Genomic DNA, 24,475 nt, shown 5'->3' with positions numbered 1-24,475 from the left:
GGCTCAGGGAGCGAGCACGACCACGCCGTCGCGGGTGATGGCGGCGTCGACGACCTGGTCGTGCAGCTCGACGGGCACCCGACGGCCCACCTCGCCGGGGTGCAGCAGCACCGCCACGAAGGCGCCGTCGACACGGGCCAGGGCACGGTCGTACGAGCCGCCGCCGCGCCCCATCCGGTGCCCGGTGGCGGAGACTGCGACGCCGGGCACGAGCACCACGTCGGCGTCGGCGACGGCGTCGACCCCCAGCGCCGGGGTGGCGGGCTGGAGGGTGCGCCGCAGCCCCTCGGTGAGGGCCTCGGGGCCGGCGTACTCGGCCCAGTCGAGGTCGTCGTCGGGCAGCAGCACCGGGAGCAGCACGCGGACGCCGCGCTCGCGCAGCGCGTCGAGCAGCGGTCGGGTGCCGGGCTCGCTGCCGCCCGAGACGTACGCCGCCACGCACGCCCCCGCGACGACCTGCGGGAGGGCGAGGACGTGGTCGCGCAGACGCTCGGCGGTGAGGGCCAGCGCGTCGGCGTCGAGCGCCGCCCGCGCAGTGAGGACGTCGCGGCGCAACGCCTTCTTCGCGGCCACCGACGCAGGGTCGGTGACCGGTCCGTGGGGGAAATCCGCTTCCGTCACCGGATCAGCCTACGATCGTGGGTATGGCAATGACTGTTCGGAGCAAGGGCCTGGAGGCCGCCCGCGCCAAGATGCGCGCAGCGGGTGTCGACGAGGTGGCGATCGAGACCTTTGCGCACTACTACCGCCTCCTGGAGCACGGTGAGACCGGCATGATCGCCGAGTCGTCCATCGAGCCGCTCGACATGGAGTCCCTCGCTGACGTCGAGGTGAGCGAGGAGGACGCGTTCGCCGCCGTCCGCGCCACCGCCGTGATCAAGCTCAACGGTGGCCTCGGCACCTCGATGGGCATGGACCGCGCGAAGTCGCTGCTCTGCGTGCGCCGCGGCCTCTCCTTCCTCGACATCATCGTGCGGCAGGTGCTGCAGCTGCGCGAGGCGTACGACGCCCCCCTGCCGCTGATCTTCATGAACAGCTTCCGCACCTCCCAGGACACCCTCGACGCGCTGGCCCGCTACACCGACCTCGCGGTCGAGGGGCTGCCGCTGGAGTTCCTGCAGAACAAGGAGCCCAAGCTCCTCGTCGACGGCCTCACCCCGGTCGCGTGGCCCACCGCCCCGGAGCTCGAGTGGTGCCCGCCCGGCCACGGCGACATCTACACCGCGCTCCAGGGCTCCGGTCTGCTCGGCCAGCTGATCGACGCCGGCTACCGCTACGTCTTCGTCTCCAACTCCGACAACCTGGGCGCCGTGCCGGACGCGCGGGTGGCCGGCTGGTTCGCCACCTCGGGCGCCCCCTTCGCGATCGAGGCCGTGCGCCGCACCGCCTCCGACCGCAAGGGCGGCCACTTCGCCCGCCGCAAGTCCGACGGCCGCATCGTGCTGCGCGAGTCGGCGCAGACGCTGGAGGCCGACAAGGAGGCGCTCGCCGACCTGGGGCGCCACCGCTTCACCTCCACCAACAACCTCTGGTTCGACCTGCACGCCATGCGCGACACCCTCGTGCAGCGCAGCGGGATCCTGGGCCTGCCGCTGATCCGCAACGTCAAGACGGTCGACCCCTCCGATCCGTCCTCGCCCGAGGTGGTCCAGATCGAGACCGCCATGGGGGCCGCGATCGAGGTCTTCGAGGGCGCGACGACCATCGAGGTCGGCCGTGACCGCTTCGTGCCGGTGAAGACCACCAACGACCTGCTGGTGCTGCGCTCCGACATCTACGACCTGGGCAAGGACTTCGTGCTCGACCAGGTCGCCGAGACGATCCCGTTCGTCGACCTCGACGGCGACTACTACAAGCTGGTCGGCGAGTTCGACAAGCGCTTCCCCGAGGGCGCGCCGTCGCTGCGCGAGGCCACGTCGGTGCGCATCGAGGGCGACTGGACCTTCGGCCGCGGCGTACGCCTGACCGGTGAGGTCGCGCTCGAGGCCACGTCCGCGCAGCGGGTGCCGGCCGGCGAGGTCCTGGGCGAGGCCGGCACCGACGGTGACGGGGGCGCCGATGTCTGAGCCGGTGTCCGGGGCCCAGCCCGACGTGGTGAACGTCGACGACCTGGTCTCCCGCATCGTCTCCTCCGTCAGCCCGCTGGCCGACTTCCCGCTGCCGCTGATGGAGGCCTTCGGGATGGCGGTCGCGGAGGACGTGGTCGCCGAGGTCGCGCTGCCCAGCTTCGACAACTCCGCGATGGACGGCTACGCCGTGCGCGCCGCCGACGTCGCGGGTGCCTCGGCCGACGAGCCGGTGCACCTGCCCGTGGTCGGTGAGATCAGCGCCGGCCGCGCCGCCCACCTGGCCCTCTCCCCGGGCACCGCGGTCAAGATCATGACCGGCGCCCCGGTGCCGGCAGGCGCCGACGCCGTCGTGCCCTACGAGTGGACCGACCGCGGCGTCGTGAGCGTCCGGATCGAGCGCGGTGTCGAGACGGGCGCCAACATCCGCCGGGCCGGTGAGGCCGTGCAGGCCGGTGACCTGGTCGTCGAGCACGGCACTGTCCTGGGCCCGCGCCACCTCGGCCTGCTGGCCTCGATCGGGCGCGCCACCGTGCGCTCGCGTCCGCGTCCGCGCGTGGTGGTCATCTCCACCGGCTCCGAGCTGCGCGACCCGGGCACCCCGCTCGGCCACGACTCGATCTACGACGGCAACTCCTACCTGCTCGCCGCGGCCGCCCGCCAGGCCGGTGCGACGGCGTACCGCGTCGGCATCGTGCCCGACGACGTCCGCTCCTTCACCGAGGCGCTGAGCGACCAGCTCGTCCGCGCCGACCTGGTGATCACCTCGGGCGGCGTCTCCGAGGGTGACTACGACGTGGTCAAGGAGGCGCTCGGCGGCCTCGGCACGGTCTGGTTCGGCAAGGTCGCCATGCAGCCGGGTCGCCCGCAGGGCTTCGGCGTCGTCGGCGAGGACGAGGTCCCGATCTTCTGCCTGCCCGGCAACCCGGTGTCGGCCTACGTCTCCTTCGAGACGTTCGTGCTTCCGGCGCTGCGCACCATGATGGGCAAGACCCCGGCCTCGCGCCCGACCCGTCGCGCCCGGCTGACCGACCCGATCACCTCGACGCCGGGCAAGCGCCAGCTGGTGCGCGCCCGCTACGGCACCGACCGCGGTGGCGCCTTCGCGACGCCGGTCGGCGGCCACGGCTCGCACATGATCGGCGACCTGGCCTCCTCCAACGCGCTCGTCGTGGTGCCGGAGGAGAGCTCCGGCGTCAGCGCCGGCGAGATGGTCCAGGTGCTCTGCCTGGACGAGGACTTCTGAGGAGGCTCGCGTGGGCGAGGCAGCACCGGGACTGACCCATGTCGACGAGTCCGGGGCTGCCCGAATGGTCGACGTCTCCGACAAGGCCGTCACGAAGCGGACCGCCGTCGCCTCGGGCCGCGTGCTGGTCAGTGCGCAGGTCGTCGAGCTGCTGCGCGGCGCCGGCGTGCCCAAGGGCGACACCCTGGCCGTGGCCCGGCTGGCCGGGATCATGGGCGCCAAGCAGACGCCCGCGCTGATCCCGCTGTGCCACCCGCTGGCGATCTCCGCCGTCACCGTCGACCTGGTCGTGGCCGACGACGCGGTGGAGATCACCGCGACCGTCTCGACGACCGACCGCACGGGCGTGGAGATGGAGGCGCTGACCGCGGTCTCGGTCGCGGCGCTGACCGTGGTCGACATGGTCAAGGCGGTCGACAAGGCGGCGGTGATCACCGACGTACGCGTGGAGTCCAAGGCCGGCGGCAAGTCGGGGGACTGGCGCCGATGAGCGGCGCCGCACCCAGCGCGGTCGTGGTCGTGGCCTCCAACCGTGCAGCTGCCGGGGTGTACGCCGACACCACCGGCCCGCTGATCGTCGACTGGCTGCGCGAGCAGGGCTTCGCCGTCGGTGACGCGGTGGTCGTCGGCGACGGCGCCCCCGTGGAGCAGGCGCTGCGCGACGCCGTGGCGGCCGGCGCCCACGTCGTCCTCACCACCGGCGGCACCGGCCTCACGCCCACCGACCGTACGCCGGAGGCGACCCGCGCGGTCGTCGACGCCGAGGTGCCGGGGATCGCGGAGGCGATCCGGGCGTACGGCCTCGCCCAGGGCGTCCCCTCGGCGATGCTGTCCCGAGGACTGGCGGGCCTCGCCGGACGTACGCTCGTGGTCAACCTGCCCGGGTCGCGCGGCGGCGTGAAGGACGGCCTGGCCGTGCTCGCGCCGGTGCTGGCCCACGCGGTCGACCAGGTCGCCGGCGGCGACCACGAGCGACAGGACGGAGACTGACGATGCCCCAGGCCCAGGGGTGGCCCGCGGTGCTGGTCGACGGACCGGTCAAGGTCCGTCCGATCACTCGCAGCGACGGGCGCGCGTGGATGGATGCCCGCAGCCACAACCGGGAGTGGTTGGCGCGCTGGGAGGCGACCGTCCCGGCCGGCACCGAGCCGCGCCCCTCGACCTTCAACAACCTGGTGGCCCGGCTGCGGCGCGCGGCCCGGCTCGGCACCACGATGCCCTTCGTCATCGAGGTCGCCGGGTCGCTGGTGGGGCAGGTGACGGTCAACAACATCGTGCGCGGCTCGGCCCAGTCGGCCTCGATCGGCTACTGGATCGACCAGCGGGTCGCCGGCCACGGCCTGATGCCGCAGGCGGTCGCCATGGTGATCGACCACTGCTTCACCACTGCGGGGCTGCACCGCATCGAGATCTGCATCCGCCCGGAGAACACCAACTCCCTGCGCGTCGTGGAGAAGCTCCAGATGCACGAGGTCGGTCTCGCCCCGCGCTTTTTGCACATCGACGGCGACTGGCGCGACCACCGGATCTACGCGGTCACCCAGGAGGAGGTCCCGGAGGGGATGCTCGTCCGGTTGAAGCGGTCGCGCAACGAAATCACATGAGCCACACCAGTAGTTGTGCGACACACCTACTGCGCTGCACGCCGGACGGCCTCCACGAATCTAGTCTCGTCACGTGGACCCGAGCGCACTGATCTTCGTCGCCCTCGCCGTGGCGTGGGCCGTGTATCTGTTGCCCAAGGCGCTCAAGCACCATGACTCGGTGCAGCGCGGCCGTTCGGTGGAGCGCTTCTCCCATCGCATGCGGGTCCTGGCCCGTCGTGAACCCACCTCGTCGCGCGACGCCCGTCTGGTGATCCAGCCCGGGCGCGCTCCGTCGCGTCCCGTCATCGAGACGAAGGGCCCTGCGCCCGTCGTCGCCTCCGTCGCCGCCCGCCGTGCCGCGGCCAACCGTGCGGCGCGCCGTCGTCGCAACGTGCTCTCGGTGATCCTCCTCGGCCTCGTCGTCGTGGTCGCCCTGGCGGCGGCCGGTGTCTTCTCCTGGTGGTCGGTGACCGCCCCTGCCGGTCTGCTCGCGGCCTGGCTGGTGGCCTGCCGCCTGATGGTGAAGTCCGAGCGGCGCTCGACCCCGGTCGTACGCCGTGTCCCCGCCGCCCCGGCCGCAGCTGAGGACGACGGCCCGACGCAGGCCCACCCGGTCGTCACGGCCGAGCTCTCCGACTCCTCGGTCACGCTGCCCGCGGTCGACGTCGAGCTGGCGCCCGATGACCCGTCGCGCTGGGACATGGTCCCGGTGACCCTCCCGACCTACGTCACCAAGCCGGCCGTGGCGCGCCGCACCGTGCAGTCCTTCGACCTCGAGTCCACCGGTGTGTGGACGTCGGGCCACTCCGAGGCGGAGTCGGCGCTGGCCCGCACCGCCCAGGAGATCAAGAAGGCCGAGCAGCAGGCAGCCGACGAGGCCGCCCACCGCCGCGCTGTCGGCTCCTGAGGTGTCCCGCCCCGCAGGGGTGGGGTGATTGGGAAGGCTGAGCCGGCAGGTGCTATGTTTTCCGACGCATCGGTTGGTGCGGTGGACCAATGGTTCACGGGGCTGTGGCGCAGTTGGTAGCGCGTCTCGTTCGCAATGAGAAGGTCAGGGGTTCGAATCCCCTCAGCTCCACCACGGTGGCAAAGAACCCGCAGGTCGATCCGACCTGCGGGTTCTTCGCGTCTCGCCCCACCGCATCCCGGTCCAGCCGAGCACCAGCAGACTGTCGGCCACATGCGGGTCGTGCTCGCGCGGTACCGAACCACCGACCGTCCGCCGAGCCGCTTCGGATGGGAGTCTCGACGTCAAGGCGCCGACACCTAGGACAGGTCGGCATGACCCAGATCGCGCGCGGACCCGTCCCACGCTGCTGCGGGCAGGGTCAGGCGGCCCAGAACTTGTCGGCCACGTCCGTGATCATCATCTTGCCGGGAGCATGGGAGATCGCGAAGGGCAGGCCGGCGGCGACGGCGATCGCCTGGGGCGTGACTCCGCACCCCCAGAACACCGGCACGTCGCCGTCCTCGATCAGCGGCGCATCGCCGTAGTCGGGAGAGGCCAGGTCGGCGATGCCCAGGGAGGCAGGGTCGCCGATGTGCAGGGGTGCGCCGTGCATGGTCGGGTAGCGGCTCGTCACCTGTACGGCGGTCGCCACTTGGCTGGCGGGGATCGCCCGCATCGACACGACGATCGGTCCGTGCATGACGTCCGCTGCGCGGGAGGCGATGTGTGTCCGGTACATCGGCACGTTGCGGCCCGCAGTGAGGTGCCGGACCGGCACGCCGGCCTCGACCAGCGCATGCTCGAAGGTGAAACTGCAGCCGATGAGGAAGGCGACCATGTCGTCCGTCCACTGCTCGGTGACCTCGGAACGCTCCTCCACGACGACGCCGTCGGCGATGATCCGGTAGCCAGGGATGTCCGTGCGCAGGTCGGCCCCGGGAGCCAGGCTCGTGCGGGGGGAGCCGGGTCCGTGACGTCGATGACCGGGCAGGACTGCGGGTTGCGCTGGGCGAACAGCAGGAAGTCGTAGGCGTACTGCTTGGGTACGGCGATCAGGTTGGCCTGGGTCATCCCCGTGCACCAGCCGCTCGTCGGCACCGACAGACCGTCGCGGAACATCTGTCGGGCCTCGGCGGGGGTCAACGATTCCACTGGTGCACTCATGTGAGGTCCTGCTTCCTTGTCTCTTCGAAGAACAACGTGTCGCCGGGTCGCATGTTTGCAGCACGGTCGATGTCCGCGTCCACCACCACGGCGATGACGGGATACCCGCCGGTCACCGGGTGGTCGGACAGCATCAGGGTCGGGTGGCCCCTGGGAGGCACCTGGAGCGCTCCCCGGACCAACCCCTCACTGGACAGCTCCCGGGACACCGCCCGTTGGAGCACCGGCCCGTCCAGCCGGATGCCGATCCGGTCCCCGACGGCGGTTGCCGTCCAGGGCTCGGTGACCAGCGCTCGGCGGGACTCGGCGGTGAACCAGTCGTCGCGCGGACCCATGATCACCCGGAGCCGCCCGCCGGTCGCCCCGCGGGTGACGGCCTGGTCGACCGTGGGACAGGTGGTCGGCGCGGCGCCAACGGGCAGTCGTACGCCGTCCTCGAGCACCGCCGGGCCGAGGTGCGCCATCATGTCGGTCGACCGGGAGCCGAGCACCGCTGGGACCGCGATCCCGCCCCGCACCCCGAGATAGCTGCGCACGCCGGAGGAAGCGACGCCGAGCCTGATGGTCTGTCCAGCCCTGACGCGCAGGACGGCGTTGCACCCCTCTCGCCGCTCGTCGACCCAGACGGGCACCGGCGCTCCGGTCACCGCCATCACCAGATCCTCCGTCGGCGAGGCGGAGAAGCCGCCGACCGTGACCTCGATGCCAGCGGCGTCCTCGGGGTTGCCGACGAGCCGGTTCGCGAGTGTGAACGCCCCTCGGTCGGCAGCGCCCGAGGCGCCGACGCCGATCTTCGCCAGCCCCGGGCGGCCCAGGTCCTGGACGGTCGCCAGGGGGCCTGCGTGCAGCACGACCAGCTCCGGGCTACGCACAGCTGTCCACGCTCTCGAAGCGCACGCGCGACCCCGGCGTCAGCAGGGCTGGAGGATCGCGGTCGAGGTCCCAGACCTTCAGGGAGGTGTGACCGACGATCTGCCACCCGCCAGGAGACTCACGCGGATACACCCCCGTGAACTCGCCGGCCAGGGCCACGGCTCCGGCCGGAACCCGGGTGCGAGGGTTGGCCCGGCGTGACACCTCCAGCCCTCCGCTGTCGCCGACGAGGTAGCCGAACCCGGGAGAGAATCCCGCGAAGGCCACCGTCCACACCTGGCCGGTGTGACGACGGACGGTCTCGGAGGCCGAGATGCCGAGCAGTGAGGACACCTCCGCCAGGTCTTCGCCGTCATAGCGGACGGGCACGGTGAGCACCTCTCCGGCCTGTCGCTGCAGCCGCTGGGGGGACCTTGTCTTGATGTCCTGGCAGACCTGTTCCGGAGTCGCGGCGCCGGGGTCGAACTTCACCAGCAAGGTCTCCAGCGCCGGCACCAGGTCCGTCATTCCGGGGACCGGGCGTGCCTCGAGATCTGCATGGAGGGACAGCACGCTGTCGAGGGTGGGCAGCTCGACGAGCACGCCGACGTCACCGCAGCGCAGGAACTTCACCGGGTGAACGCTCTGATCTCGGCACCGGCGTCGCTCAGCGCGGCACGGACCGCGCGTGCCATCTCCAACGCGCGCGGGCTGTCCCCGTGGATGCACAGGGAGTCGGCGTGGATGCTGATGATGCTGCCGTCGATCGCCTCCACCTCGCGATGGGTGACCATGCGGGCCGCCCGACGGGCCACGTGCTCGACGTCGGTGAGGACGGAACCGGGCTCGGACCTGCTGACGAGGGTCCCTTCGGGGGTGTACGCCCGGTCGACGAACGCCTCGGTGACCACCTCGAGCCCCTCCTCACGGGCCGCCGCCAGCACCGCGGAGCCGGGCAGGCCGAGGATCTTCAACGAGGGGTCGAACGTCCTCGTCGCCGCGACGACCGCCCGTGCCTGGCCGACGTGGTGCACGACGGCGTTGTAGAGCGCGCCGTGCGGCTTCACGTAGGCGACGCGTCGGCCCGCAGCCCGGGCGAAGCCCTCGAGCGCGGCGATCTGGTAGAGCACCGCGTCGGCCAGGGACTCCGGAGACATGTCCATGAAGCGGCGGCCGAAGCCAGCCAGGTCCGGGTAGCCGACGTGCGCGCCGATCGTCACGCCCTCGGCGGCGGCGGTCGCCGTGGTCTGTCGGATCACCGTCGGGTCTCCGGCGTGGAACCCGCACGCGACGTTCGCGCTGCTGACCAGCGACAGCATGGCGGCGTCGTCCCCGAGGCGCCAGGTGCCGTAGGACTCGCCCAGGTCGCAGTTCAGGTCGACCGCGAGAGGAGTGGCACTCACCGCTGTCCGCTCCCCGTGTGGGGCTCCGGGGACGGCGGACGGAGCTGGTGCCACGTGGTGGCCCGCTCGTACGCCGCGCCGACGCGTAGGACGGTCGCCTCGTCGAACGGGCGACCGATGATCTGCAGGCCGAGCGGCAGGCCCTGGGCGTCCACACCGCACGGCACCGACAGCGCGGGCAGCCCGGTCAGGTTCGCCGGGCACGAGAGCCGGACGTAGGCACTCATGACCGACTCGGAGTAGCTGTCGGTGATGTCCAGGACGTCGGAGTCCCGCAGTGCCGCGGAGGTCGGGAGGGTGGGGACGACCACGACGTCCGCGCTGGTCAGGATCTGTTGCCACTCGGCCTGGACGAGGCCGCGGGTGCGCTGGCCGTCAACGTAGTCCACTGCGGGCAGGCTCAGGCCCGCCTCCAGCAGGGCGCGGACGTCCTCGGTGTAGAGGTCGCCCAGCGACCCGAGTCGGCGCCGGTGGTAGGCGCTGGCCTCAGCCATCATGATCGCGAACGTTGCGCCCATGTACGCCCCCGCGAGGGGGAGCTCGACGGCGACGATGTTTGCCCCCAGCTGCTCGAGCACCGCAAGGGACTGCTCGTAGGCCTGCTGCATGCCGGCGCTGAGGTTCTCCGCGTAGTGGTTGACCGGAACGGCGATCGTCAGGCCCTCGACCCCGTCTCCGAGGCGGGCCAGGTAGTCCGGGACCGGCGCGTCGTGCGAGCCCACGTCGGCCGGGTCGTGACCCGCCATCACCTGCAGCGCTGCGGCGGCGTCCGCGACGTAGCGCGTGAGCGGCCCGGCGTGGTCCAGGGACCAGCTGAGCGGTGCGATGCCGCCCTTGCTCACACGGCCGTAGGTGGGCTTGATCCCGACGACGCCGCACAACGCGGCGGGCATCCGGATGGAGCCGGCGGTGTCCGTGCCGAGGGCCATGAGGCAGGTGTCCAGGGCGAGTGCGGCCGCGGAGCCGCCGCTGGAGCCACCGGGCACCCGGTCGAGATCCCACGGGTTGCCCGTCTGCGGCGTGGTGGAGCCGAAGGCGAACTCGTGGGTGTGGGTCTTGCCGAGGATGACGGCACCGCCGTCGCGAAGCAGCCCGACGCTGTGGGCGTCCGCCTCGGCGGGCGGAGCGTCGGCCAGCGACCGTGAGCCCGCAGCGGTCACCCGGCCGGCGACGTCGAAGAGGTCCTTGACCGCGATCGGGATGCCATGGAGGGGGCCGCGGTCCACGCCACGCCCGATCTCGTCCTCGGCCTGCCGGGCGGCGGCCAGCGCATCGTCGGCGTAGACCTCGACGTAGGCGTTGACCGCACCGTCGACCTCGTCGATGCGGGTCAGGCAGGCGCGGGTCAGCTCGACCGGCGAGAGGTCGCCGCGGCGCATCGCGGCACCGGCGCTCAGGATGTCGAGGTCACTGTTCACTTCGGGGCCCCTCGGCTCGGGTCGAACGACATGGCGACGGCGGTCTCGCCCAGCGCCACCTCGCGCATGCGGGCGAGCAGCAGGTTCAGCTCGGGCGACAGCTCGGGCAGCAGGTCGGCGGACTCGGTCGGCACGGGGTCGCCCATCACTCGTCGTCCTTCGCCGTGGCGGGGCGTAGAGCTTCTTGGCATCCCGTTCGAACACCACCAGGTAGACGAGCACCAGCGCCAGGGAGGCGATTGCGATGATTGCGCCCAGGGAGTAGACGACCGGCGTCACCCGGATCGTCGTGACCGAGACGAGCGCGCGGGGCAGCGAGACGTCCTGACCCAGCGCCAGCGCGCTGCGCTGGAGCTCGTCGAAGGAGAGGGTGAAGCCGAACAGCAGGGACGCGAGCACCGCGGGACGCAGGATCGGCAGGGTGACGTGGCGGAAGACCTGCAGCGCCGTGGCACCGAGCATCGACGCCGCCTCTTCGATCTGGCGGTCGAAGCGGTTGAGGAAGATCATGAAGATCACGAACGAGAAGGGAAGCGTCCAGCCCACGTGCACGAGCAGCCCCGTGGTGTACCAGCGCGGCTCGAGGTCGATCGCGGTGGCCAGGAGCCGGATGCCGAGACCGACCACGATCCCCGGCGCGATCATGCCGAGCAGCAGGACGAAGAAGAGCGAGTTGCGGCCGCGGAACTGCTGGCGAAAAGCGATGGCGGCCGAGAGGCCCAGTACCGTCGCCACGACGGCGGTGAGGGCCCCAGCAGCAAGGACAGCTGGAGTGGGGCCCAGTAGTCGGTGATCGGCTCGCCTGCGATCGTGAAGAGCTCGATCCGGTCGGGGTGCAGCAGCTTCTCGTAGGAGATCAGCGACAGGTTCTCCGGCGGGAACGTCGACGTCTGGTCCTCGGTGAAGGACAGGCTGGTCATCACCAGCAGAGGTGCGTACAGCGCGATCAGCACCAGCATGAGGAACGCCATGCTGACGAACTTGAAGATCCGCTGTCCTCGGGTCTGGACCTCCATGGCTCAGACCTCCTTCCGCAAGTCGTGGACGCGGCTGAGCAGCCAGATCAGCACCAGTGCGATCGCGAGCAGCGCCGCGGAGACCGCCGCTGCCATCGGCCACTGGAGCGTCTCGGCATACCGCAGGGAGAGCCCGGCCAGCATCGGGTTGGTGGCCCCCGACGATCTGCTCGGTGGCGAAGTCACCGAGGAGGAACACGGTCGCGAAGAACGAGCCAGCGACGATGCCCGGCTTGGCGAGAGGCAGCTCGACCTTCCAGAACGTCGTCCACGGTGAGGCCCCCGACATGCGCGACGCCGCCAGGGTGTCGGCGTCGATCCGCGACAGACCGAAGTAGACCGGTCCAACGATGAACACGATGTACATCGACACCAGCGCGATCGTCATCGCCGTCGCGTTGTAGAGGAACGCCGAGCTCGGGTCTTCCAGGATGCCGGCCTTCACGAGCGCGCCGTTCAGCACGCCCTTGTTGCCGAACATGGGGATCCAGGTGATGATCCGGATGACGTAGCTGACCCAGAAGGGCAGCACGGTCAGCATCAGGATCGCGGTCTGCATCGACAGCGACCGCACGTGGCGGGCGATGAAGTACGCCGCCGGGATGCCGATGGCCAGGACCAGCGCGAGCACCGTCACCCACGTGCGCACCGTCCAGGCCACGATGCCCCAGAAGGTCGAGTCGCCGAGCATCTGGGAGTAGGTCGAGGGGTCCCAGTCCTGGACGAGTTCGAAGCCGTCCAGGCGCCAGAACCCGACGGTGACCACGAAGGCGACGGGCACGATGACCGAGACCGAGATCCAGATCAGTGCGGGCCATGCCAGGAGTGGGGGGAGTGCCCTGCGTCGCCTGGGTCCGCGGAGTTGAGGAGACCTGGTCCCGGTCTCGGTCGTCGTCGTCGTCATCGTGGTCCTTCTCGGTGCCCTTTCGGGCTCAGCTGGCGGTGAAGTCGGTCCAGAGGCGCGAGTACTCGGCGAACTCGTCCGGGTACTGCTGCCACTCGGCGGTGTTCTGGATCCGGGACTCCAGCGAGGGTCGGTTGTCGGTGGCGCCGGCGTACCAGTAGTCCCAGTCGGAGACGTCGGGGTCGGTGGTGAAGGTGTTCTCGATGAGCGGCTTCACCAGGTCGGGGCGTGGGGAGTAGTAGCCCTGCGGGGCCATGATCTTGTGCGGCTCGCCACCGAGCCAGTAGTCGATGTAGTCGACGACCGTCTCGTAGTTCTTCGTCTCGGGCGAGACGAGGACGCCGTACCACCAGGCGTTGTTGCCCTCGGTCGGGTTGTCGACGAACCGGGCCTTGGCGCCGGCGGCGTTGGCTGCGTACACGGCGCTGGACCACGCGTCGCAGACCCACACCTCCTCCGAGACCATCAGGTCCACGAGCTGGCCGAAGTCGTTCCACAAGAGACGGAACTGCTTGCGGGCCTTCATCTCGTCGAGGAACTCGAAGACGACCGCGAGGTCGTCCTTCGTGAGGTTGCCCAGTGCACCGTCAAAGGAGTACTGGCCCGAGCCCTGCAAGTAGGTCGCGACCTTCAACGGCGTCTGGATGGCGTCATCGAAGAGGGCTGCCTTGCCGGCGTAGCGCTTGTCGAAGATGAGGCCGTAGGAGTCCATGTCCTCGCCCTCGGTGACGCGGTTCTCCAGGTAGCCGAAGGCATCGAAGCCGAACCACGTCGGCACCATGGTGAACTCGTCGAGCGCGTTGCTCTCCAGGGCCTGCTGCGTGTAGATGGTCTTGAGGGGCCAGCCCGACTCCTTCACGTAGCCGGGTGCACCGACCTCGCGGAAGAGGGGAAGGACGTCGTCGGTCCACAGCGGCACGTCGGACACGGGGACGGGCTTGAAGAGCTTGTTGCCCTGGATCGGGCCCACCCACTGGGCGTTGGGCTCCAGCACGTCCAGCTGACGGTAGGCACCCTGGGCCCACTGGACCTGCATGTTGCCGACCGTGTCGGCCTGGCCCTGCATCACCTTGCCGGTCTTCTTCTTGAAGCCCGCGAGGATTCGCGGGTCCGTGGTCAGGCTGAGACCGAGGCTGCGCGCGGAGGCAGCGGTCGACGACCCCGATCCGCCAGACCCGCAGGCCGAGAGGAGTGCGCCGCCGCCGAGCAGGACACCGGCGCCGAGACCCCCTTTGAGGAACGAGCGTCTTCCGAGGCGTGCTTCCATGGCAAATCTCCTGTCAGTGGCGCGGGTCAGCGGGTGAGGTGGTCGTCGATGAGGTGAAGCTCGCCGGGGCGGAGCCAGATGGGATAGCGGTTCCCGAGTTCAGGGGCCACTGACTGCGTGGCGCGTGTGGAGACGTCGACCGTGATGTCGGAGCCACCGGCGCTGGTGAACCACGACACGCGGGCGCCGGTGTACTCCAGCGCCTGCAGCTCGACCTCGGCGCGGTGGGGATAGCCCTCCCTGGGCGGACCGAGATGGCGTCCGCCCGCAGGACCGCGGTCGCCGGCCCCGCCGGCCAGGGCGTGGCCAAAGGCAGTTCGCCCAGCGCGCAGGAGAACGTGCTCCCATCGCTGCTCACGGTGCCGACGAGGATGTTGTTGCGACCGACGAATTCCGCCACGTGACGGGTCTGCGGCCGCTCGAAGACCTCTTCGGGCCGACCGACCTGCTCGATGGAGCCGACGTTCATCACCACGACGCGGTCGGCGATGGCGAGCGCCTCGCTCTGGTTGTGGGTGACGTGGATGAACGTGAGCCCGAGGTCGCGCTGAAGCTGCTTGAGCTGCGATTGCATCGCGAGCTGGAGCTTGGCGTCCAAGGCACCCGTCGGCTCGTCGAGGAGGACGACGCGCGGCTTGGTGATCAACGCCCGCGCGATTCCCACGCGCTGTTGCTGGCCTCCCGACAGGGTGGTGACGTTGCGGTGCTTGAAGGCGGTGAGCCCGACACGCTCGAGCATCTCGTCGACGCGCGCGCTGATCTCCCGCTTGGACACCTTCCGCAGCTTGAGGCCGTAGGCGATGTTCGCCGCGACGTCCATGTGGGGGAAGAGTGCGAACTTCTGGAACACCATCCCGAACTCGCGGCGGTGCGGCGGGACTGTGGTGATGTCCTTGCCCTCGAAACTGATCCGGCCCGCGCTCGGCGACTCCAGGCCGGCGATCATCCGCAGCGTCGTGGTCTTGCCGCAACCACTGGGGCCGATGATCGAGAGGAACTCCCCGTCGTGGACCTCGAGGTCTGTGGGATGAACGGCGACAGAGTCGCCGAACACCTTCTCGACGGACTTCAGTTCAAGCTGTGCAGCCGACAATGGGGGCCTCCTCGGTTCACGCTCACTGCGGTGCAGCGGTTGGGCTAGCCTAAGTTTTGTTGAACGATCCGGCAATGCACTTGTGTGACAACCTTGTTAAATCCCGTGACAGGTGGACCACGACCGCACGGGTCGCCGTCCTTGGCGACAATGGGACGAGCGCACAGGGTCACCGGAGGAGGGGGGGGGACATGACGGACGCGTCTGGCTGGACCGCGGAGCTGATCTCGGCGAGGCGCTCGCTGGTCCGCGCATCGACGGCCGAGAAGGTCGCCGACATCCTGCGTGACATGGTGATGGAGGGCCGGGTCCTGCCAGGAACGAAGTTGGCCGAGGACTCCATCGCGGATGCGCTCCAGGTGTCGCGCAACACTCTTCGCGAGGCCTTTCGTCTGCTGACCCACGAGCGGCTCCTTGTGCATGAGCTGAACCGCGGCGTCTTTGTGCGGGTGCTGACCGAGGCCGACGTGGTCGACATTTACCGGATACGGCGGGCCCTTGAGGGAGCTGCCCTCCGATTCTGGGGTGAGTCGGCCGATGCTGGGCGCGCCCAGGCCGTCTCGCAGGTGCGCTCCGCCGTATCCATGGGCGTGGCTGCGGCAGAGCGGGCGGACTGGGACGGCGTCGGAACGGCCAACATGCACTTTCACCGCTCGATTGCCGCGCTGGCCAACAGCCCTCGGATCGACGAGATCATGGACCAGCTGCTGGCAGAGCTCCGACTGGTCTTCCATGTGATGCCGACCGTGCGCGACTTCTACGAGCCGTACCTGGGCGACAACGAGCGCATCGCGACGCTGGTGGAAGCCGGGCGCAGTCAGGAGGCTCTCGAGGTGCTCCTCAACTACCTCGATCGCGCCGAGGACCAGCTCCTGCGTCAGTTCGCGTCCAAGTCCGGCCGGGGTTCCGCACAGGCCAAATCCGCCAGCACCTGACCGACCGGGCGGGCAAACTCGGCGCGAGAGAGTAGGGTCACCCTCCCTCACGCGACGTCCCTCCGGTCCGGTGGCGACGCACGGCCGGCTGACTCGACGCCTGGTGTCAGGAGCGGATGGCCTCCGCGATGGGCGTACCACCGTTGCGGAAGGCGATGGTCCGGTTGGCGGTGGCGTCGTCGGCCAGCACCGCAGCCGTCATCAGGGCGACGTCGCCACGGCTGACGGAGGTGTTGCCGTCGTCGGGCACAGCGTCGAGCACGTCGACCTGGCCGGTCGGCTCGTCCAGGGTCAGCATCCCGGGCTGCAGGATCGTGTACGTCAACCCCGAGGTCCGCAGGTGCTCGTCGGCGGCCACCTTGGCGTCGGCGTACGCGAAGAAGGAGTCGTCCTCGGGCGGCAGGTTCTCCTTCGCCGCCCCCAGGAACGAGACCATCACGTAGCGCCGGATGCCGGCGGCCTTGGCTGCCTCCATCGAGCGCACGGCGGCGTCCCGTCGACTGCGTACGTACGCTCCGGGTCACCGCCCCCGGCTCCGGCCGACCAGACGACGGCGTCATGGTCGCGGACCAGCTCGGTCAGCGCCTCGGTGCTCATGGTCTCGACGTCGCCGACGACCGCCCGCGCGCCCGTCCGGGCCACCTCGTCCTCGTGGTCGGGGTTGCGGAAGACGCTGGTGACCTCGTCACCGCGCTCCACCAGCTGCGGGGCCAGGCGCAGCGCGACCTTGCCGTGACCGCCGATGATGATGACCTTCGACATGCGACCTCCTGGGGAACGGGTGCTGTGGGGTGCGTGCCGGGCGTGCGCACACCGTGACCTCTTACCCGGGTTCGGTCGATTCGATGCCGGCTCGCCCAAGAGGTCCTACACGCCACGGTGCACGATGTAGCGTCAACTCTTGTGAGCAAGATCGGACGGCCCGCGGGGCCCGCAACTGACACCGTCACCACCGTCCTCACGGCGGCGCTCGAGCTGCTGCTCTCGGAGGGTGGGGCCGCGCTGACCCCGCTGCGCCTGCACCAGGCCACCGGCGTCTCCCGCTCCACGATCTATCGGCACTGGGCGACGCCCACCGACGTGCTCGCCGCCCTCATCGAGGTCGCGCCGCCGGTGCAGCGGACGCTCACGGGCGACCCCGTGGCCGACCTCCACGCCGAGGTCGACCTGCTCTGCGACCGCCTGCGTGACCGTCCGGTGGCGGCCTTCCTCCAGGCCCTGGTCACCATGGCCGCCAGCGACCCCGCCGCGATCCCGCTGCGCCAGCGCTACGTCGACGACCTGGTCGCGCCGTTCCGCACCGTGCTCACCTCCGACGGCGTCACCGGGGAGGTCGCCGACGACGCCGTCAACGCCATCGTCGCGCCGCTCCTCGTCGACGCGCTGCTGCTCGACCGGCCCGCCAGCCGCGAACGGGCCCACCGTGCGGTCGACCTCTACTTCCCGCAGGGCCAGGCGTGACCAACGCCGTCGGACCGCGCGCGGTGTTCGGGGTGATCGTCCCCCCACCAACACCGTCGTCGAGCACGACTACTGGAAGGCCGGCGTCGAGGATGTCGCCTTCCGGGCCGGCTCGATGTTCATCCCCGACCCCACCATCGACGGCGACGCCGGCTTCGAGGCCCTGCTCACCCAGATCCGCGGCTCGATCGACGACGCCGTGCGGGACGTGCTGACGGCCGAGCCCGAGCGCATGGTGATGGGCATGTCGGCCGAGACCTTCTGGGCGGCACCGAGGGCAACTCAGCCTTCGAGCGCCGGATCCGCGAGCGCACCGGCCTGCCGGTCACCATGTGCTGGCCGACGTCACGGGCGGGTCGGTCTTCGCCGCGTTCGTGGTGCAGGGCTACGCCAGCGCCTACGACGACGTACGCCTGCGCGACGTCGTCCGTCCGGCTGCCGTGCCGCTGGTGCGCCGGATGGCGAGCCGCTGCCTCTCCGAGCCCGGGGTGCTGGCCTCGGTGCTGACCGCGCTGTCGATGCGCGACGAGGACGTGCTGCGCCGCGACGCGGCCGCGGGCCCCCTGGGCCGGCGGCTGGAGGAGAACGAGCCGGACGCGCCCGGCAGGTCGCCGCTGTGGGTCGCCCAGGGTGCCGCCGACACCCTGATCACCCCTCGGTTGCAGCGCGACTACGTGGCGGGTGTGCGAGCGGGAGGCCGCGAGGTCGACCTCGTGGTCTACCCGGGCCTGGACCACCTGAGCCTGGTGCAGGAGGAATCGCCGATGCTCCCCGACCTGCTGGCCTGGACCGAGGCCCGTCTGGCCGACTGAGCGCGGCCCCCGAAATGCACACTGGTCACTTGATGGGCGTTCCGGTGTCCTGGATGCCCATCAAGTGACCAGTGGCGGTCACGACAGGTGGCTGGAGAGCCAGATGCGTGGTGCGTCAGGCCTCGGCGGGCTGCGCGGCGACCTCGCCGAGCACCGTCTGCCGGAGCAGCTCCTCGGCGGCGTCCTCGTCGATCGAGAGGGACAGCGCGAGCTCGGCCAGCACGAGGCGGCTCGAGGTCTTCAGCATCTCCCGCTCGTTGGGGGAGAGGCCGTGCTCCTCCTGACGACGGATGAGGTCGCGGACGACGCCGGCCGTGGTGGGAAGGTCACCGAGCTTGAGGCGCTCGGAGTTGGCCTTCATGCGACGCGACCAGTTCTGCTCCTGGGCGCCGGTGGGGGCGCGCAGGACGTCGAGGAGGTCGTTGGTCTCGTCCTGGGCGAAGACGGCCCGGACGCCGACCTCGTCGGCCTGGTCGATGGGCAGGTTGATCGACAGGTCGCTGCTGTGGACCTGCAGCTCCAGGTACTGGCGCTCCTGCCCCTTGAAGGTACGGCTGAACACCTTGGCCACGGTCGCGGGACCGTGGTGGGGGTGGATGACCGTCTGGCCCTGGGAGAACTCCATGCTCACACTCTTCGTTTGATGCGGATCTGCGTGCGGCCGCTCGTGACGAGCAGAACGGCACCTTCATTCTCTCACGTCAGTCCACACACTGGCGCCACTCTGCAGAAGCACCTCGACCGGACCGCCACGCGGGCGGTCCGGTCGAGGTCGACGAGTCCCCGGACGGGGGTCGGGCGCAGGGTCAGGGCAGCTCGGTCACGCGGTCCGTGGGAGCGGGCTGCAGGCCCGGGTTGGCGCCCATGTAGTCGATCAGCGCGGCCAGGTCGTCGCCACCACCGGCGCGGTTCGTGCCCTCGGTGAGGACGCTGAACCCGTCCCCGCCGTCGGCGAGGAAGTTGTTGGTGGTGATGCGGTAGGTCGCACCCAGGTCGAGCGGCGCGCCGTTGATGGTGATCGTCGCCGGGTCGACCTTGTCGCCGGCGGGCCGGGACAGGTCGTAGGTGTAGCTGAAGCCCTCGGAGACGCCGAGGTGCAGGCGTACGGCGTCGGCGGTGAACTGCTGCTCGAGCAGCCGCTCGATCGCGTCGCCCGTCAGGTCGAGCGTCACCACCAGGTTGCCGAACGGTTGCACCGTGAACGCCTCCCCGTAGGTCACCTCGCCCGGCGCCTCGCCGCCGCTGATCTGTGCGTACGTCAGGTCGCCGCGTACGCCGCCGGGGTTCATGAAGGCGGCCACGGCACCACCGTCGGCCGGGGCCGAGGTGGCGGCCAGCTGGGCGTCGGCGATGAGGTTGCTCAGCGACGACTCCGTCTGCCGGTCGGCCGCGCGGGTGATGTCGGTGGCGATGGTGCCCACGACCCGGTTGGCGATCGGCGCGGAGAGCGCGTTCCACTTGGCGATGATGGCGCTCTGCGTCGCGTCCGGCGTCACGTCGCGGGTCACCAGGTGGTTGGTGGAGGTGACCTTCGAGCGCACGACGTCACGCGTACGCCGGTCGAGCTGCAGCCACGTCTCGTTGACGACGCGCCCCTGCGACGAGGCGCTCGTGACGTAGCGGGTGCGGCCCCGGGCGTCGGGCAGCGGGCAGACGTACGGGGAGTGGGTGTGACCGGTGACGAGCAGGTCGACCTCGGGGTCGAGGTTGTCGTTGATCGTCTTGATCGGGTCGGAGAGGCCGCCGCACTCGTCGTAGCCGCCGGGGGCGAAGCCGCCCTCGTGCAGCAGCACCACGAATGCCTCGACGCCCTTGCGCTTGAGCTGGCGCACCAGCGTGTTGGCGGTGCGGGCCTCGTCGAGGAACTCGACGTCCTTGATCCCTGCCTGGGCGACGATCTCGGGCGTGCCCTCGAGCGTCATGCCGATGTAGGCGACCTTGATGCCCTGGTAGCGCTTGATCTCGTAGGGCGGGAGCACGGTGCGCCCGGCCTTGCGGGTGCCCTCCTTGTACTTCACGTTGGCGGCGAGCCACTGGTAGTCGGCACCGCGGTAGGGCTGGTCGGTGTAGCACCCGTCGACCGGGTGGCAGCCGCCCTTCTGCATGCGCAGCAGCTCGGTGACGCCCTCGTCGAACTCGTGGTTGCCGACCGAGGAGATGTCGAGATCCATCGCGTTGAGCGACTCCACCGACGGCTCGTCGTGGAAGAGCCCGGAGAGGAAGGGGGTGCCGCCGATCAGGTCGCCGGCCGCCACGGTCGTGGAGTGGCGTACGCCCTTGCGCAGCCGCTCGAGGTGGGTGGCGAGGTATTCACCGCCACCGACGACGGTGTTGGTCGGGTCCTCCGCGGCGCCGAGCGTGGCGCTCGTCCCGGCCGGTGCCTCGAGTTGGCCGTGGTAGTCGTTGAACGACAGGACCTGGACCGGGACGGTCCGGGGCTTGTGGTGCTTGTGCCGACCCGGTGAGGCGGTGGAGGCCTGACCGAGAGTGCCGACGAGTAGAGCCGATGCGGCCAGGGTGGCGGCCATGGCTCCGATGCGGGTGCGCCTAGACATGTGTCTCCTCGAGAAGCGGCGTGTCGCTGACTCCGGCATCCTCGCCCGCGAGGGCAGCGGTGTCCATACCCCTGGGTGGCGCTCGTCACCGTGAGGCCGGGCCACGTGCCCAGCGTTGGTTTCCCGACACGGCGTCCGCAAACTTGCCGACGTCGTGTCGTCAAACCGTCAGGTGGAACCATGTTCCTCGCACTCCGCGAGCTCCGCTTCGCGCGGGCCCGGTTCGGACTGATGGGGGCTTGCCCCCGGCGAGTTCGTCGCGGTCGTCGGCCCGTCGGGCTCCGGCAAGTCGTCGGTGCTGGCCGTGGCCGGCGGACTGAGCAGCCCCACCTCGGGCCAGGTGCAGATCGGCGACGAGCAGCTCGTCGGCCGCTCGGCCAAGGAGCTCTCGCGCCTGCGTCGCGAGCTCATCGGCTTCGTCTTCCAGTCCTCCAACCTGGTGCCGGCCCTGATGGTGCGGCCGCAGGTGCTGCTCGTCGACGAGCCGACCGCCGCGCTGGACCGTCAGCGCTCGCAGGAGGTCGTCGAGGTCCTGGCCCGTGAGACCAAGGAGCAGGGTGTCGCCACCGTCATGGTGACGCACGACCGTGACGTCCTGACACACTGCGACTCCGTCTACGAGATGGTCGACGGACGCCTCACGCGTCAGTCCTGAGAGAGCAGGAGCGAGCAGTGCCCCGGATCAACGCCGACAGCCTCGCGGAGCACCGCGCCCAGCAGCGCCGTGCCCTCCTCGACGCTGCCCGGGCACTGCTCGCCGACTCGTCCGCCGCCCCCAGCCTCGCCGAGGTGGGGCGGCGGACCGGGCTGGCCCGCACCAGCCTCTACCAGTACTTCTCCTCCCGCGAGGAGCTCCTCGACGCCGTGATCGCCGACGTCCTGCCGCGCTGGTCCGAGCGGATCCACGCCGCCATGGACGCAGCCCCCGGCCCCGGCGCCAAGGTCGCCGCCTACGTCGAGGTCAACCTGGCGCTCGTCGACGAGGGTGAGCACGCCGTCGTCCGCGGGCTCGCCACCCACGCCCGTGACCGGATGGCCACCGCCGGCAAGGCGATGCACGACGAGATCGTCCGCCCCCTGCTCGACGCGCTGGGCGGTGACGAGGCGTTGGCCGAGATGGTCCAGGCGGTCGTCTACACGGCCTCGCGGATGCTCGAGGAGGGACGCGACCGGGCCGAGGTCGCCGGTCACGTGACCACGCTGCTCGGCCCCTTCTACGCCAGCCTCGACGGCTGAGGCGACCCCTCCTCGACTTTTCGGGCGCGTTCCGCTCGCGATCCGGCCCGCACTGGGGCAAGGTGCGGGGATGCGAACCAGAGCACGTCGAGGACTGCGCGCCACCGTCTCGAAGCTGGCCCGGGTGCGCGGGGTGCGCCCGGGCACCACCGTGCCCTTCTGGGCCGTGACCGGCGTGCACCTGCTCGCCCAGCTCGGCATCGCCGCCGGGGTCCCGGGCGCGTCCGTCGTCGCGCCGGTCTCGAAGGCGCTGCTGCTGCCGGCCCTGGCGCTCGTGCTGGGGGAGGGGCTCACCTCGGGCGGCCGAGGTGTCGACCGCAGGCCGCTCCCCGCCTGGTGGCCGTGGGCCGCGGTCGGCGTCACCTTCAGCTGGTTCGGCGACCTGGCGCTGATCAGCCCCGACCTCTTCCTGGCCGGCGTCGGCCTCTTCGGCGTCGCCCAGGTCGCCTACGCCGTCACCTTCGTCAAGGCCGGCGACCCCGCGCGTACGGCCGGACGGCCCGCGCTGCTCGCGCCGTACGCCGTGTGGTGGCTCGCGCTCGCCGGCTTCTTCCTCGCCACGGGCGGCGTCAACCCGTTCCTGTTCGCCGTCGGCACCTACGGCCTGGCGCTCGGCTCGATGGCCTTCCTGGCCCACCGCATCTCGCCGGCCACCGCGACCGGCGCCGCGCTCTTCGTGCTGTCGGACTCGCTGATCGGGCTCGGCGGCGCAGGCCTGGCGCTGCCGGCGCACGGCTTCTGGGTGATGCTGACCTACCTGGTCGCGCAGTGGCTGATCGTGCGCGGCCTCGTCCAGAGCCAGGCGGCCCCGGTCAGATCCACGACTTCAGCCACATCCGACGCATCCACTCTGCGTGGGTGATGAGCTGGTCGGTCCAGATCGGCCAGAACCACCCGAAGGCGAGCACCACCGCGGCGACGAAGGCGCCCGAGGCGACGACCCCGACCGTACGCCGGGGTGAGGCGCGCAGCGTCGGGCCGAGCAGCGCGCCGATGCAGAGCGTCAGGGCGAGCACCACGAACGGCAGGATCGTGATCGCGTAGAAGACGAAGATCGTGCGGTCGTCGTAGCGCAGCCACGGGAGCCACGTCGACGCGACACCCACGATCGGCACGCCGAAGCGCCAGTCGCGACGGCCGACCCACAGCACCACCGAGGCCAGCAGCGCCACGCAGCCGCCCCACCACAGCACCGGGTTGCCGAGCAGCAGAACCTGGCGCAGGCAGGAGGAGTCGGCCGCGGCCTCACAGCCCTCGGTGTCGGGCTTGATGTCGAGCTGGGCGTCGACGCCGACGGGGCGGGCCATGAGCAGCCAGCCCGACGGCTTCGACGCGTAGGTGTGGGTCGAGTCGTTGAGGAACTCGGTGTGGAAGTTCCACACGTCGCGGTGATAGCTGGCCAGCGAACGCAGCGACTGCACGGTTTCGGCGGGCGCGCAGAGGCTGGTCAGCGCGTCACCGAGCCCGTCGCAGGCCGCGTCGGGCTGCTGCGCGCTCGGCCACTGGCTGCCGCCACCGAAGCTCGTGTACTGCGTGTTCGACAGGTGCTGCTCGTACTCCTCGGCGTTGAGCAGCCAGCCGGTCCACGAGAGCACGTAGACGACGAAGGCCACGCCGACCAGGTGGAGGAAGGCCGGGACCCCGTCGACCAGGGCCGACCTCGCCACGGCCCAACGCACCCGCAGGGAACGGCGGGCCAGGGCGTTGGAGACCCACAGCCACACGCCGAAGGCGGCCAGTGGGTAGAGCGCGGACCACTTGGTGCCGACCGCCAGGCCGAACCACAGGCCGGCGGCCAGCAGCCACGGGCGGAAGAGCCAGACCGGACCCCACTCCGACACCGGTCCGTCGGCGGCCCGGGCGACCCGGGCGCGGAACCACTGCCGGTCGGCGACCACGCAGTGCACGCCCAGCAGCATGAAGAAGGCCAGGACGATGTCGAGCAGCGCCAGGCGTGAGAGCACCAGGTGGAGCCCGTCGAGGGAGAGCAGCAGGCCGGCGAGCAGGCCGAGGAAGACCGACCCGGTGACGCGGGTCGCGAAGCGGCACATCACCAGCACCATCAGCGAGCCGATGATCGCCGAGGCCATGCGCCAGCCGGTGGGGTCCATCCCGAAGACCAGCTCCCCGAGGCCGAAGAGCCACTTCCCGACCTCGGGGTGGACGATCATCTCGGGGGTGTCGAGCCAGATGCCGTCGGTCTGGCCGGTGAGGATCTTTGCGTCGGCGCCCTCGACGTAGCTGCGGGCGTAGCCGTGGTGGACCAGCGACCAGCCGTGCTTGGCGTAGTAGGTCTCGTCGAAGGCGAACGAGCTCGGCTCGCCGATCCGGAAGACCCGCAGCACGAAGGCGAAGAGGGCGAGCAGCGCGGCGCCACCCCAGGCGTACACCGGCTGCTCGAGCCCACGGCGCTCCGGGGCGTGGGCAGGGGCGATGCCGCGCGGGGTCGGGGTCCGGGCCTCGGACCGCGGCCGCGCCCGCGTGGGGAACCTCGCCTCAGGGGTCACGGTCG

27 protein-coding genes, 1 tRNA gene and 2 pseudogenes are annotated in these 24,475 nt (G+C 70.7%); 13 read left to right on the top strand and 17 right to left on the bottom strand.

The window, feature by feature from the left end:
• Window positions 1-3 precede the first annotated feature (3 nt).
• Entirely contained in the window at window positions 4-621 is a 618-nt protein-coding gene (locus E2C04_RS14720) for a 5-formyltetrahydrofolate cyclo-ligase (protein ID WP_229721555.1), read from the bottom strand.
• Window positions 622-650: 29 nt separating this feature from the next.
• On the opposite strand from E2C04_RS14720, the gene E2C04_RS14715 reads away from it, so the two are divergent.
• The 7 genes from E2C04_RS14715 to E2C04_RS14685 all read left to right on the top strand — a co-directional run bounded on the left by E2C04_RS14715 (window position 651) and on the right by E2C04_RS14685 (window position 5,979).
• Window positions 651-2,066: a UTP--glucose-1-phosphate uridylyltransferase gene (locus tag E2C04_RS14715; protein WP_135833821.1), complete on the top strand. Its 1,416-nt coding sequence runs from the start codon at window positions 651-653 to the stop codon at window positions 2,064-2,066.
• The gene (gene glp, locus E2C04_RS14710) at window positions 2,059-3,312 is read left to right on the top strand and encodes a molybdotransferase-like divisome protein Glp (RefSeq protein WP_135833159.1); all 1,254 of its coding nucleotides are present in this window, start codon (window positions 2,059-2,061) and stop codon (window positions 3,310-3,312) included. The genes E2C04_RS14715 and glp overlap by 8 nt, the downstream gene beginning before the upstream one ends.
• A gap of 10 nt (window positions 3,313-3,322) precedes the next feature.
• Complete coding sequence (moaC, locus tag E2C04_RS14705; RefSeq protein ID WP_135833158.1) at window positions 3,323-3,802, top strand: cyclic pyranopterin monophosphate synthase MoaC; 480 nt, start codon at window positions 3,323-3,325, stop codon at window positions 3,800-3,802.
• Complete coding sequence (locus tag E2C04_RS14700) at window positions 3,799-4,302, top strand: MogA/MoaB family molybdenum cofactor biosynthesis protein (protein ID WP_135833157.1); 504 nt, start codon at window positions 3,799-3,801, stop codon at window positions 4,300-4,302. Before moaC ends, E2C04_RS14700 begins: the two co-directional genes overlap by 4 nt.
• A 2-nt stretch (window positions 4,303-4,304) precedes the next feature.
• A complete protein-coding gene (locus E2C04_RS14695) occupies window positions 4,305-4,916 on the top strand; it encodes a GNAT family N-acetyltransferase (protein WP_135833156.1) in 612 nt (203 codons plus the stop codon).
• 73 nt (window positions 4,917-4,989) lie between these two features.
• Entirely contained in the window at window positions 4,990-5,805 is an 816-nt protein-coding gene (sepX, locus tag E2C04_RS14690) for a divisome protein SepX/GlpR (RefSeq protein ID WP_135833155.1), read from the top strand.
• Between the two features lie 98 nt (window positions 5,806-5,903).
• Window positions 5,904-5,979, top strand: a tRNA-Ala gene (locus E2C04_RS14685).
• A gap of 247 nt (window positions 5,980-6,226) precedes the next feature.
• Here E2C04_RS14685 and E2C04_RS20260 read toward each other — a convergent pair.
• From E2C04_RS20260 to E2C04_RS14650, 10 genes and pseudogenes are all read right to left on the bottom strand, one after another.
• On the bottom strand, window positions 6,227-6,727 hold the full coding sequence (locus tag E2C04_RS20260; RefSeq protein ID WP_238694323.1) for a D-glutamate cyclase family protein: 501 nt from the start codon (window positions 6,725-6,727) through the stop codon (window positions 6,227-6,229).
• A 280-nt stretch (window positions 6,728-7,007) separates the two neighbouring features.
• Window positions 7,008-7,862 (bottom strand): 5-oxoprolinase subunit C family protein, encoded by an 855-nt coding sequence (locus E2C04_RS14675; RefSeq protein WP_229721556.1) that lies wholly within the window; start codon window positions 7,860-7,862, stop codon window positions 7,008-7,010.
• A gap of 13 nt (window positions 7,863-7,875) precedes the next feature.
• Entirely contained in the window at window positions 7,876-8,496 is a 621-nt protein-coding gene (locus E2C04_RS14670; RefSeq protein ID WP_135833153.1) for a 5-oxoprolinase subunit B family protein, read from the bottom strand.
• Window positions 8,493-9,266, bottom strand: coding sequence for a LamB/YcsF family protein (locus E2C04_RS14665; protein ID WP_135833152.1), 774 nt, complete (start codon window positions 9,264-9,266; stop codon window positions 8,493-8,495). Before E2C04_RS14665 ends, E2C04_RS14670 begins: the two co-directional genes overlap by 4 nt.
• Window positions 9,263-11,419 (bottom strand): amidase family protein, encoded by a 2,157-nt coding sequence (locus tag E2C04_RS20255; protein WP_238694322.1) that lies wholly within the window; start codon window positions 11,417-11,419, stop codon window positions 9,263-9,265. The genes E2C04_RS14665 and E2C04_RS20255 overlap by 4 nt, the downstream gene beginning before the upstream one ends.
• Entirely contained in the window at window positions 11,326-11,700 is a 375-nt protein-coding gene (locus E2C04_RS20250) for an ABC transporter permease subunit (RefSeq protein WP_238694321.1), read from the bottom strand. The genes E2C04_RS20255 and E2C04_RS20250 overlap by 94 nt, the downstream gene beginning before the upstream one ends.
• A 3-nt stretch (window positions 11,701-11,703) precedes the next feature.
• Window positions 11,704-11,886, bottom strand: coding sequence for a hypothetical protein (locus tag E2C04_RS20245; protein WP_238694320.1), 183 nt, complete (start codon window positions 11,884-11,886; stop codon window positions 11,704-11,706).
• 22 nt (window positions 11,887-11,908) lie between these two features.
• Window positions 11,909-12,259: pseudogene (locus tag E2C04_RS22155) on the bottom strand (ABC transporter permease); the annotation flags it as partial.
• Between the two features lie 373 nt (window positions 12,260-12,632).
• A complete protein-coding gene (locus E2C04_RS14655; protein ID WP_135833150.1) occupies window positions 12,633-13,871 on the bottom strand; it encodes an ABC transporter substrate-binding protein in 1,239 nt (412 codons plus the stop codon).
• Window positions 13,872-13,884: 13 nt separating this feature from the next.
• Window positions 13,885-15,039: an ABC transporter ATP-binding protein gene (locus E2C04_RS14650; RefSeq protein WP_135833149.1), complete on the bottom strand. Its 1,155-nt coding sequence runs from the start codon at window positions 15,037-15,039 to the stop codon at window positions 13,885-13,887.
• A 116-nt stretch (window positions 15,040-15,155) separates the two neighbouring features.
• On the opposite strand from E2C04_RS14650, the gene E2C04_RS14645 reads away from it, so the two are divergent.
• Window positions 15,156-15,899, top strand: a complete 744-nt coding sequence (locus E2C04_RS14645; RefSeq protein ID WP_135833148.1) for a GntR family transcriptional regulator — start codon at window positions 15,156-15,158, stop codon at window positions 15,897-15,899.
• Between the two features lie 106 nt (window positions 15,900-16,005).
• Here the strand turns inward: E2C04_RS14645 and E2C04_RS21110 are convergent, their stop codons facing one another.
• Window positions 16,006-16,374 carry an SDR family oxidoreductase gene (locus E2C04_RS21110; protein WP_275106517.1) on the bottom strand — a complete coding sequence of 123 codons (369 nt, stop codon included), beginning with the start codon at window positions 16,372-16,374 and terminating at the stop codon, window positions 16,006-16,008.
• On the bottom strand, window positions 16,335-16,661 hold the full coding sequence (locus E2C04_RS21105; protein ID WP_275106516.1) for an NAD(P)-dependent oxidoreductase: 327 nt from the start codon (window positions 16,659-16,661) through the stop codon (window positions 16,335-16,337). Before E2C04_RS21105 ends, E2C04_RS21110 begins: the two co-directional genes overlap by 40 nt.
• Window positions 16,662-16,802: 141 nt before the next feature.
• Here E2C04_RS21105 and E2C04_RS14635 point away from each other — a divergent pair, with 141 nt between their 5' ends.
• Window positions 16,803-17,360: a TetR/AcrR family transcriptional regulator gene (locus tag E2C04_RS14635; RefSeq protein WP_135833147.1), complete on the top strand. Its 558-nt coding sequence runs from the start codon at window positions 16,803-16,805 to the stop codon at window positions 17,358-17,360.
• Between the two features lie 69 nt (window positions 17,361-17,429).
• Here the strand turns inward: E2C04_RS14635 and E2C04_RS17830 are convergent, their stop codons facing one another.
• Window positions 17,430-17,606 (bottom strand): hypothetical protein, encoded by a 177-nt coding sequence (locus E2C04_RS17830; RefSeq protein WP_158630707.1) that lies wholly within the window; start codon window positions 17,604-17,606, stop codon window positions 17,430-17,432.
• An 86-nt stretch (window positions 17,607-17,692) separates the two neighbouring features.
• On the opposite strand from E2C04_RS17830, the gene E2C04_RS14625 reads away from it, so the two are divergent.
• The gene (locus E2C04_RS14625; RefSeq protein ID WP_158630706.1) at window positions 17,693-18,172 is read left to right on the top strand and encodes an alpha/beta fold hydrolase domain-containing protein; all 480 of its coding nucleotides are present in this window, start codon (window positions 17,693-17,695) and stop codon (window positions 18,170-18,172) included.
• Window positions 18,173-18,287: 115 nt separating this feature from the next.
• Here E2C04_RS14625 and E2C04_RS14620 read toward each other — a convergent pair whose 3' ends face one another.
• Both E2C04_RS14620 and E2C04_RS14615 read right to left on the bottom strand, forming a co-directional pair.
• Entirely contained in the window at window positions 18,288-18,797 is a 510-nt protein-coding gene (locus E2C04_RS14620; RefSeq protein ID WP_135833145.1) for a CarD family transcriptional regulator, read from the bottom strand.
• Window positions 18,798-18,978: 181 nt separating this feature from the next.
• A complete protein-coding gene (locus E2C04_RS14615) occupies window positions 18,979-20,727 on the bottom strand; it encodes a bifunctional metallophosphatase/5'-nucleotidase (RefSeq protein WP_202977809.1) in 1,749 nt (582 codons plus the stop codon).
• Window positions 20,728-20,977: 250 nt separating this feature from the next.
• Between E2C04_RS14615 and E2C04_RS14610 the strand changes: the two are divergent.
• From E2C04_RS14610 to E2C04_RS14600, 3 genes and pseudogenes are all read left to right on the top strand, one after another.
• Window positions 20,978-21,382 (top strand): annotated as a pseudogene (locus E2C04_RS14610) (ABC transporter ATP-binding protein); the annotation flags it as partial.
• A 17-nt stretch (window positions 21,383-21,399) separates the two neighbouring features.
• A complete protein-coding gene (locus tag E2C04_RS14605; protein ID WP_135833143.1) occupies window positions 21,400-21,963 on the top strand; it encodes a TetR/AcrR family transcriptional regulator in 564 nt (187 codons plus the stop codon).
• Window positions 21,964-22,033: 70 nt separating this feature from the next.
• Window positions 22,034-22,825 (top strand): lysoplasmalogenase, encoded by a 792-nt coding sequence (locus E2C04_RS14600; protein WP_135833142.1) that lies wholly within the window; start codon window positions 22,034-22,036, stop codon window positions 22,823-22,825.
• Here the strand turns inward: E2C04_RS14600 and E2C04_RS14595 are convergent.
• The gene (locus tag E2C04_RS14595; RefSeq protein ID WP_229721560.1) at window positions 22,776-24,470 is read right to left on the bottom strand and encodes a dolichyl-phosphate-mannose--protein mannosyltransferase; all 1,695 of its coding nucleotides are present in this window, start codon (window positions 24,468-24,470) and stop codon (window positions 22,776-22,778) included. The two genes, E2C04_RS14600 and E2C04_RS14595, sit on opposite strands and share 50 nt — an antisense overlap.
• Window positions 24,471-24,475 lie beyond the last annotated feature (5 nt).

Origin of the sequence: Nocardioides daphniae (assembly GCF_004777465.1) — a bacterium.
GTDB lineage: Bacteria > Actinomycetota > Actinomycetes > Propionibacteriales > Nocardioidaceae > Nocardioides > Nocardioides daphniae.
This window is presented reverse-complemented; position numbering and strand designations above follow the sequence as displayed.

Excerpts from the sequence above, each read along its gene's own strand:
- E2C04_RS14600 (WP_135833142.1), top strand. The coding sequence starts at position 22,034 with ATGCGAACCAGAGCACGTCGAGGACTGCGCGCCACCGTCTCGAAGCTG.
- glp (WP_135833159.1), top strand. The coding sequence starts at position 2,059 with ATGTCTGAGCCGGTGTCCGGGGCCCAGCCCGACGTGGTGAACGTCGAC.
- E2C04_RS17830 (WP_158630707.1), bottom strand. The coding sequence starts at position 17,606 with ATGCCCATCACCATGCGCTCGGGCTCGGCCGTCAGCACGTCCCGCACG.
- E2C04_RS21110 (WP_275106517.1), bottom strand. The coding sequence starts at position 16,374 with ATGGAGGCAGCCAAGGCCGCCGGCATCCGGCGCTACGTGATGGTCTCG.
- E2C04_RS14615 (WP_202977809.1), bottom strand. The coding sequence starts at position 20,727 with ATGTCTAGGCGCACCCGCATCGGAGCCATGGCCGCCACCCTGGCCGCA.
- E2C04_RS14715 (WP_135833821.1), top strand. The coding sequence starts at position 651 with ATGACTGTTCGGAGCAAGGGCCTGGAGGCCGCCCGCGCCAAGATGCGC.
- E2C04_RS14700 (WP_135833157.1), top strand. The coding sequence starts at position 3,799 with ATGAGCGGCGCCGCACCCAGCGCGGTCGTGGTCGTGGCCTCCAACCGT.
- E2C04_RS14620 (WP_135833145.1), bottom strand. The coding sequence starts at position 18,797 with ATGGAGTTCTCCCAGGGCCAGACGGTCATCCACCCCCACCACGGTCCC.
- E2C04_RS21105 (WP_275106516.1), bottom strand. The coding sequence starts at position 16,661 with ATGTCGAAGGTCATCATCATCGGCGGTCACGGCAAGGTCGCGCTGCGC.
- E2C04_RS14695 (WP_135833156.1), top strand. The coding sequence starts at position 4,305 with ATGCCCCAGGCCCAGGGGTGGCCCGCGGTGCTGGTCGACGGACCGGTC.
- E2C04_RS20250 (WP_238694321.1), bottom strand. The coding sequence starts at position 11,700 with ATGGAGGTCCAGACCCGAGGACAGCGGATCTTCAAGTTCGTCAGCATG.
- E2C04_RS14645 (WP_135833148.1), top strand. The coding sequence starts at position 15,156 with ATGACGGACGCGTCTGGCTGGACCGCGGAGCTGATCTCGGCGAGGCGC.
- E2C04_RS14655 (WP_135833150.1), bottom strand. The coding sequence starts at position 13,871 with ATGGAAGCACGCCTCGGAAGACGCTCGTTCCTCAAAGGGGGTCTCGGC.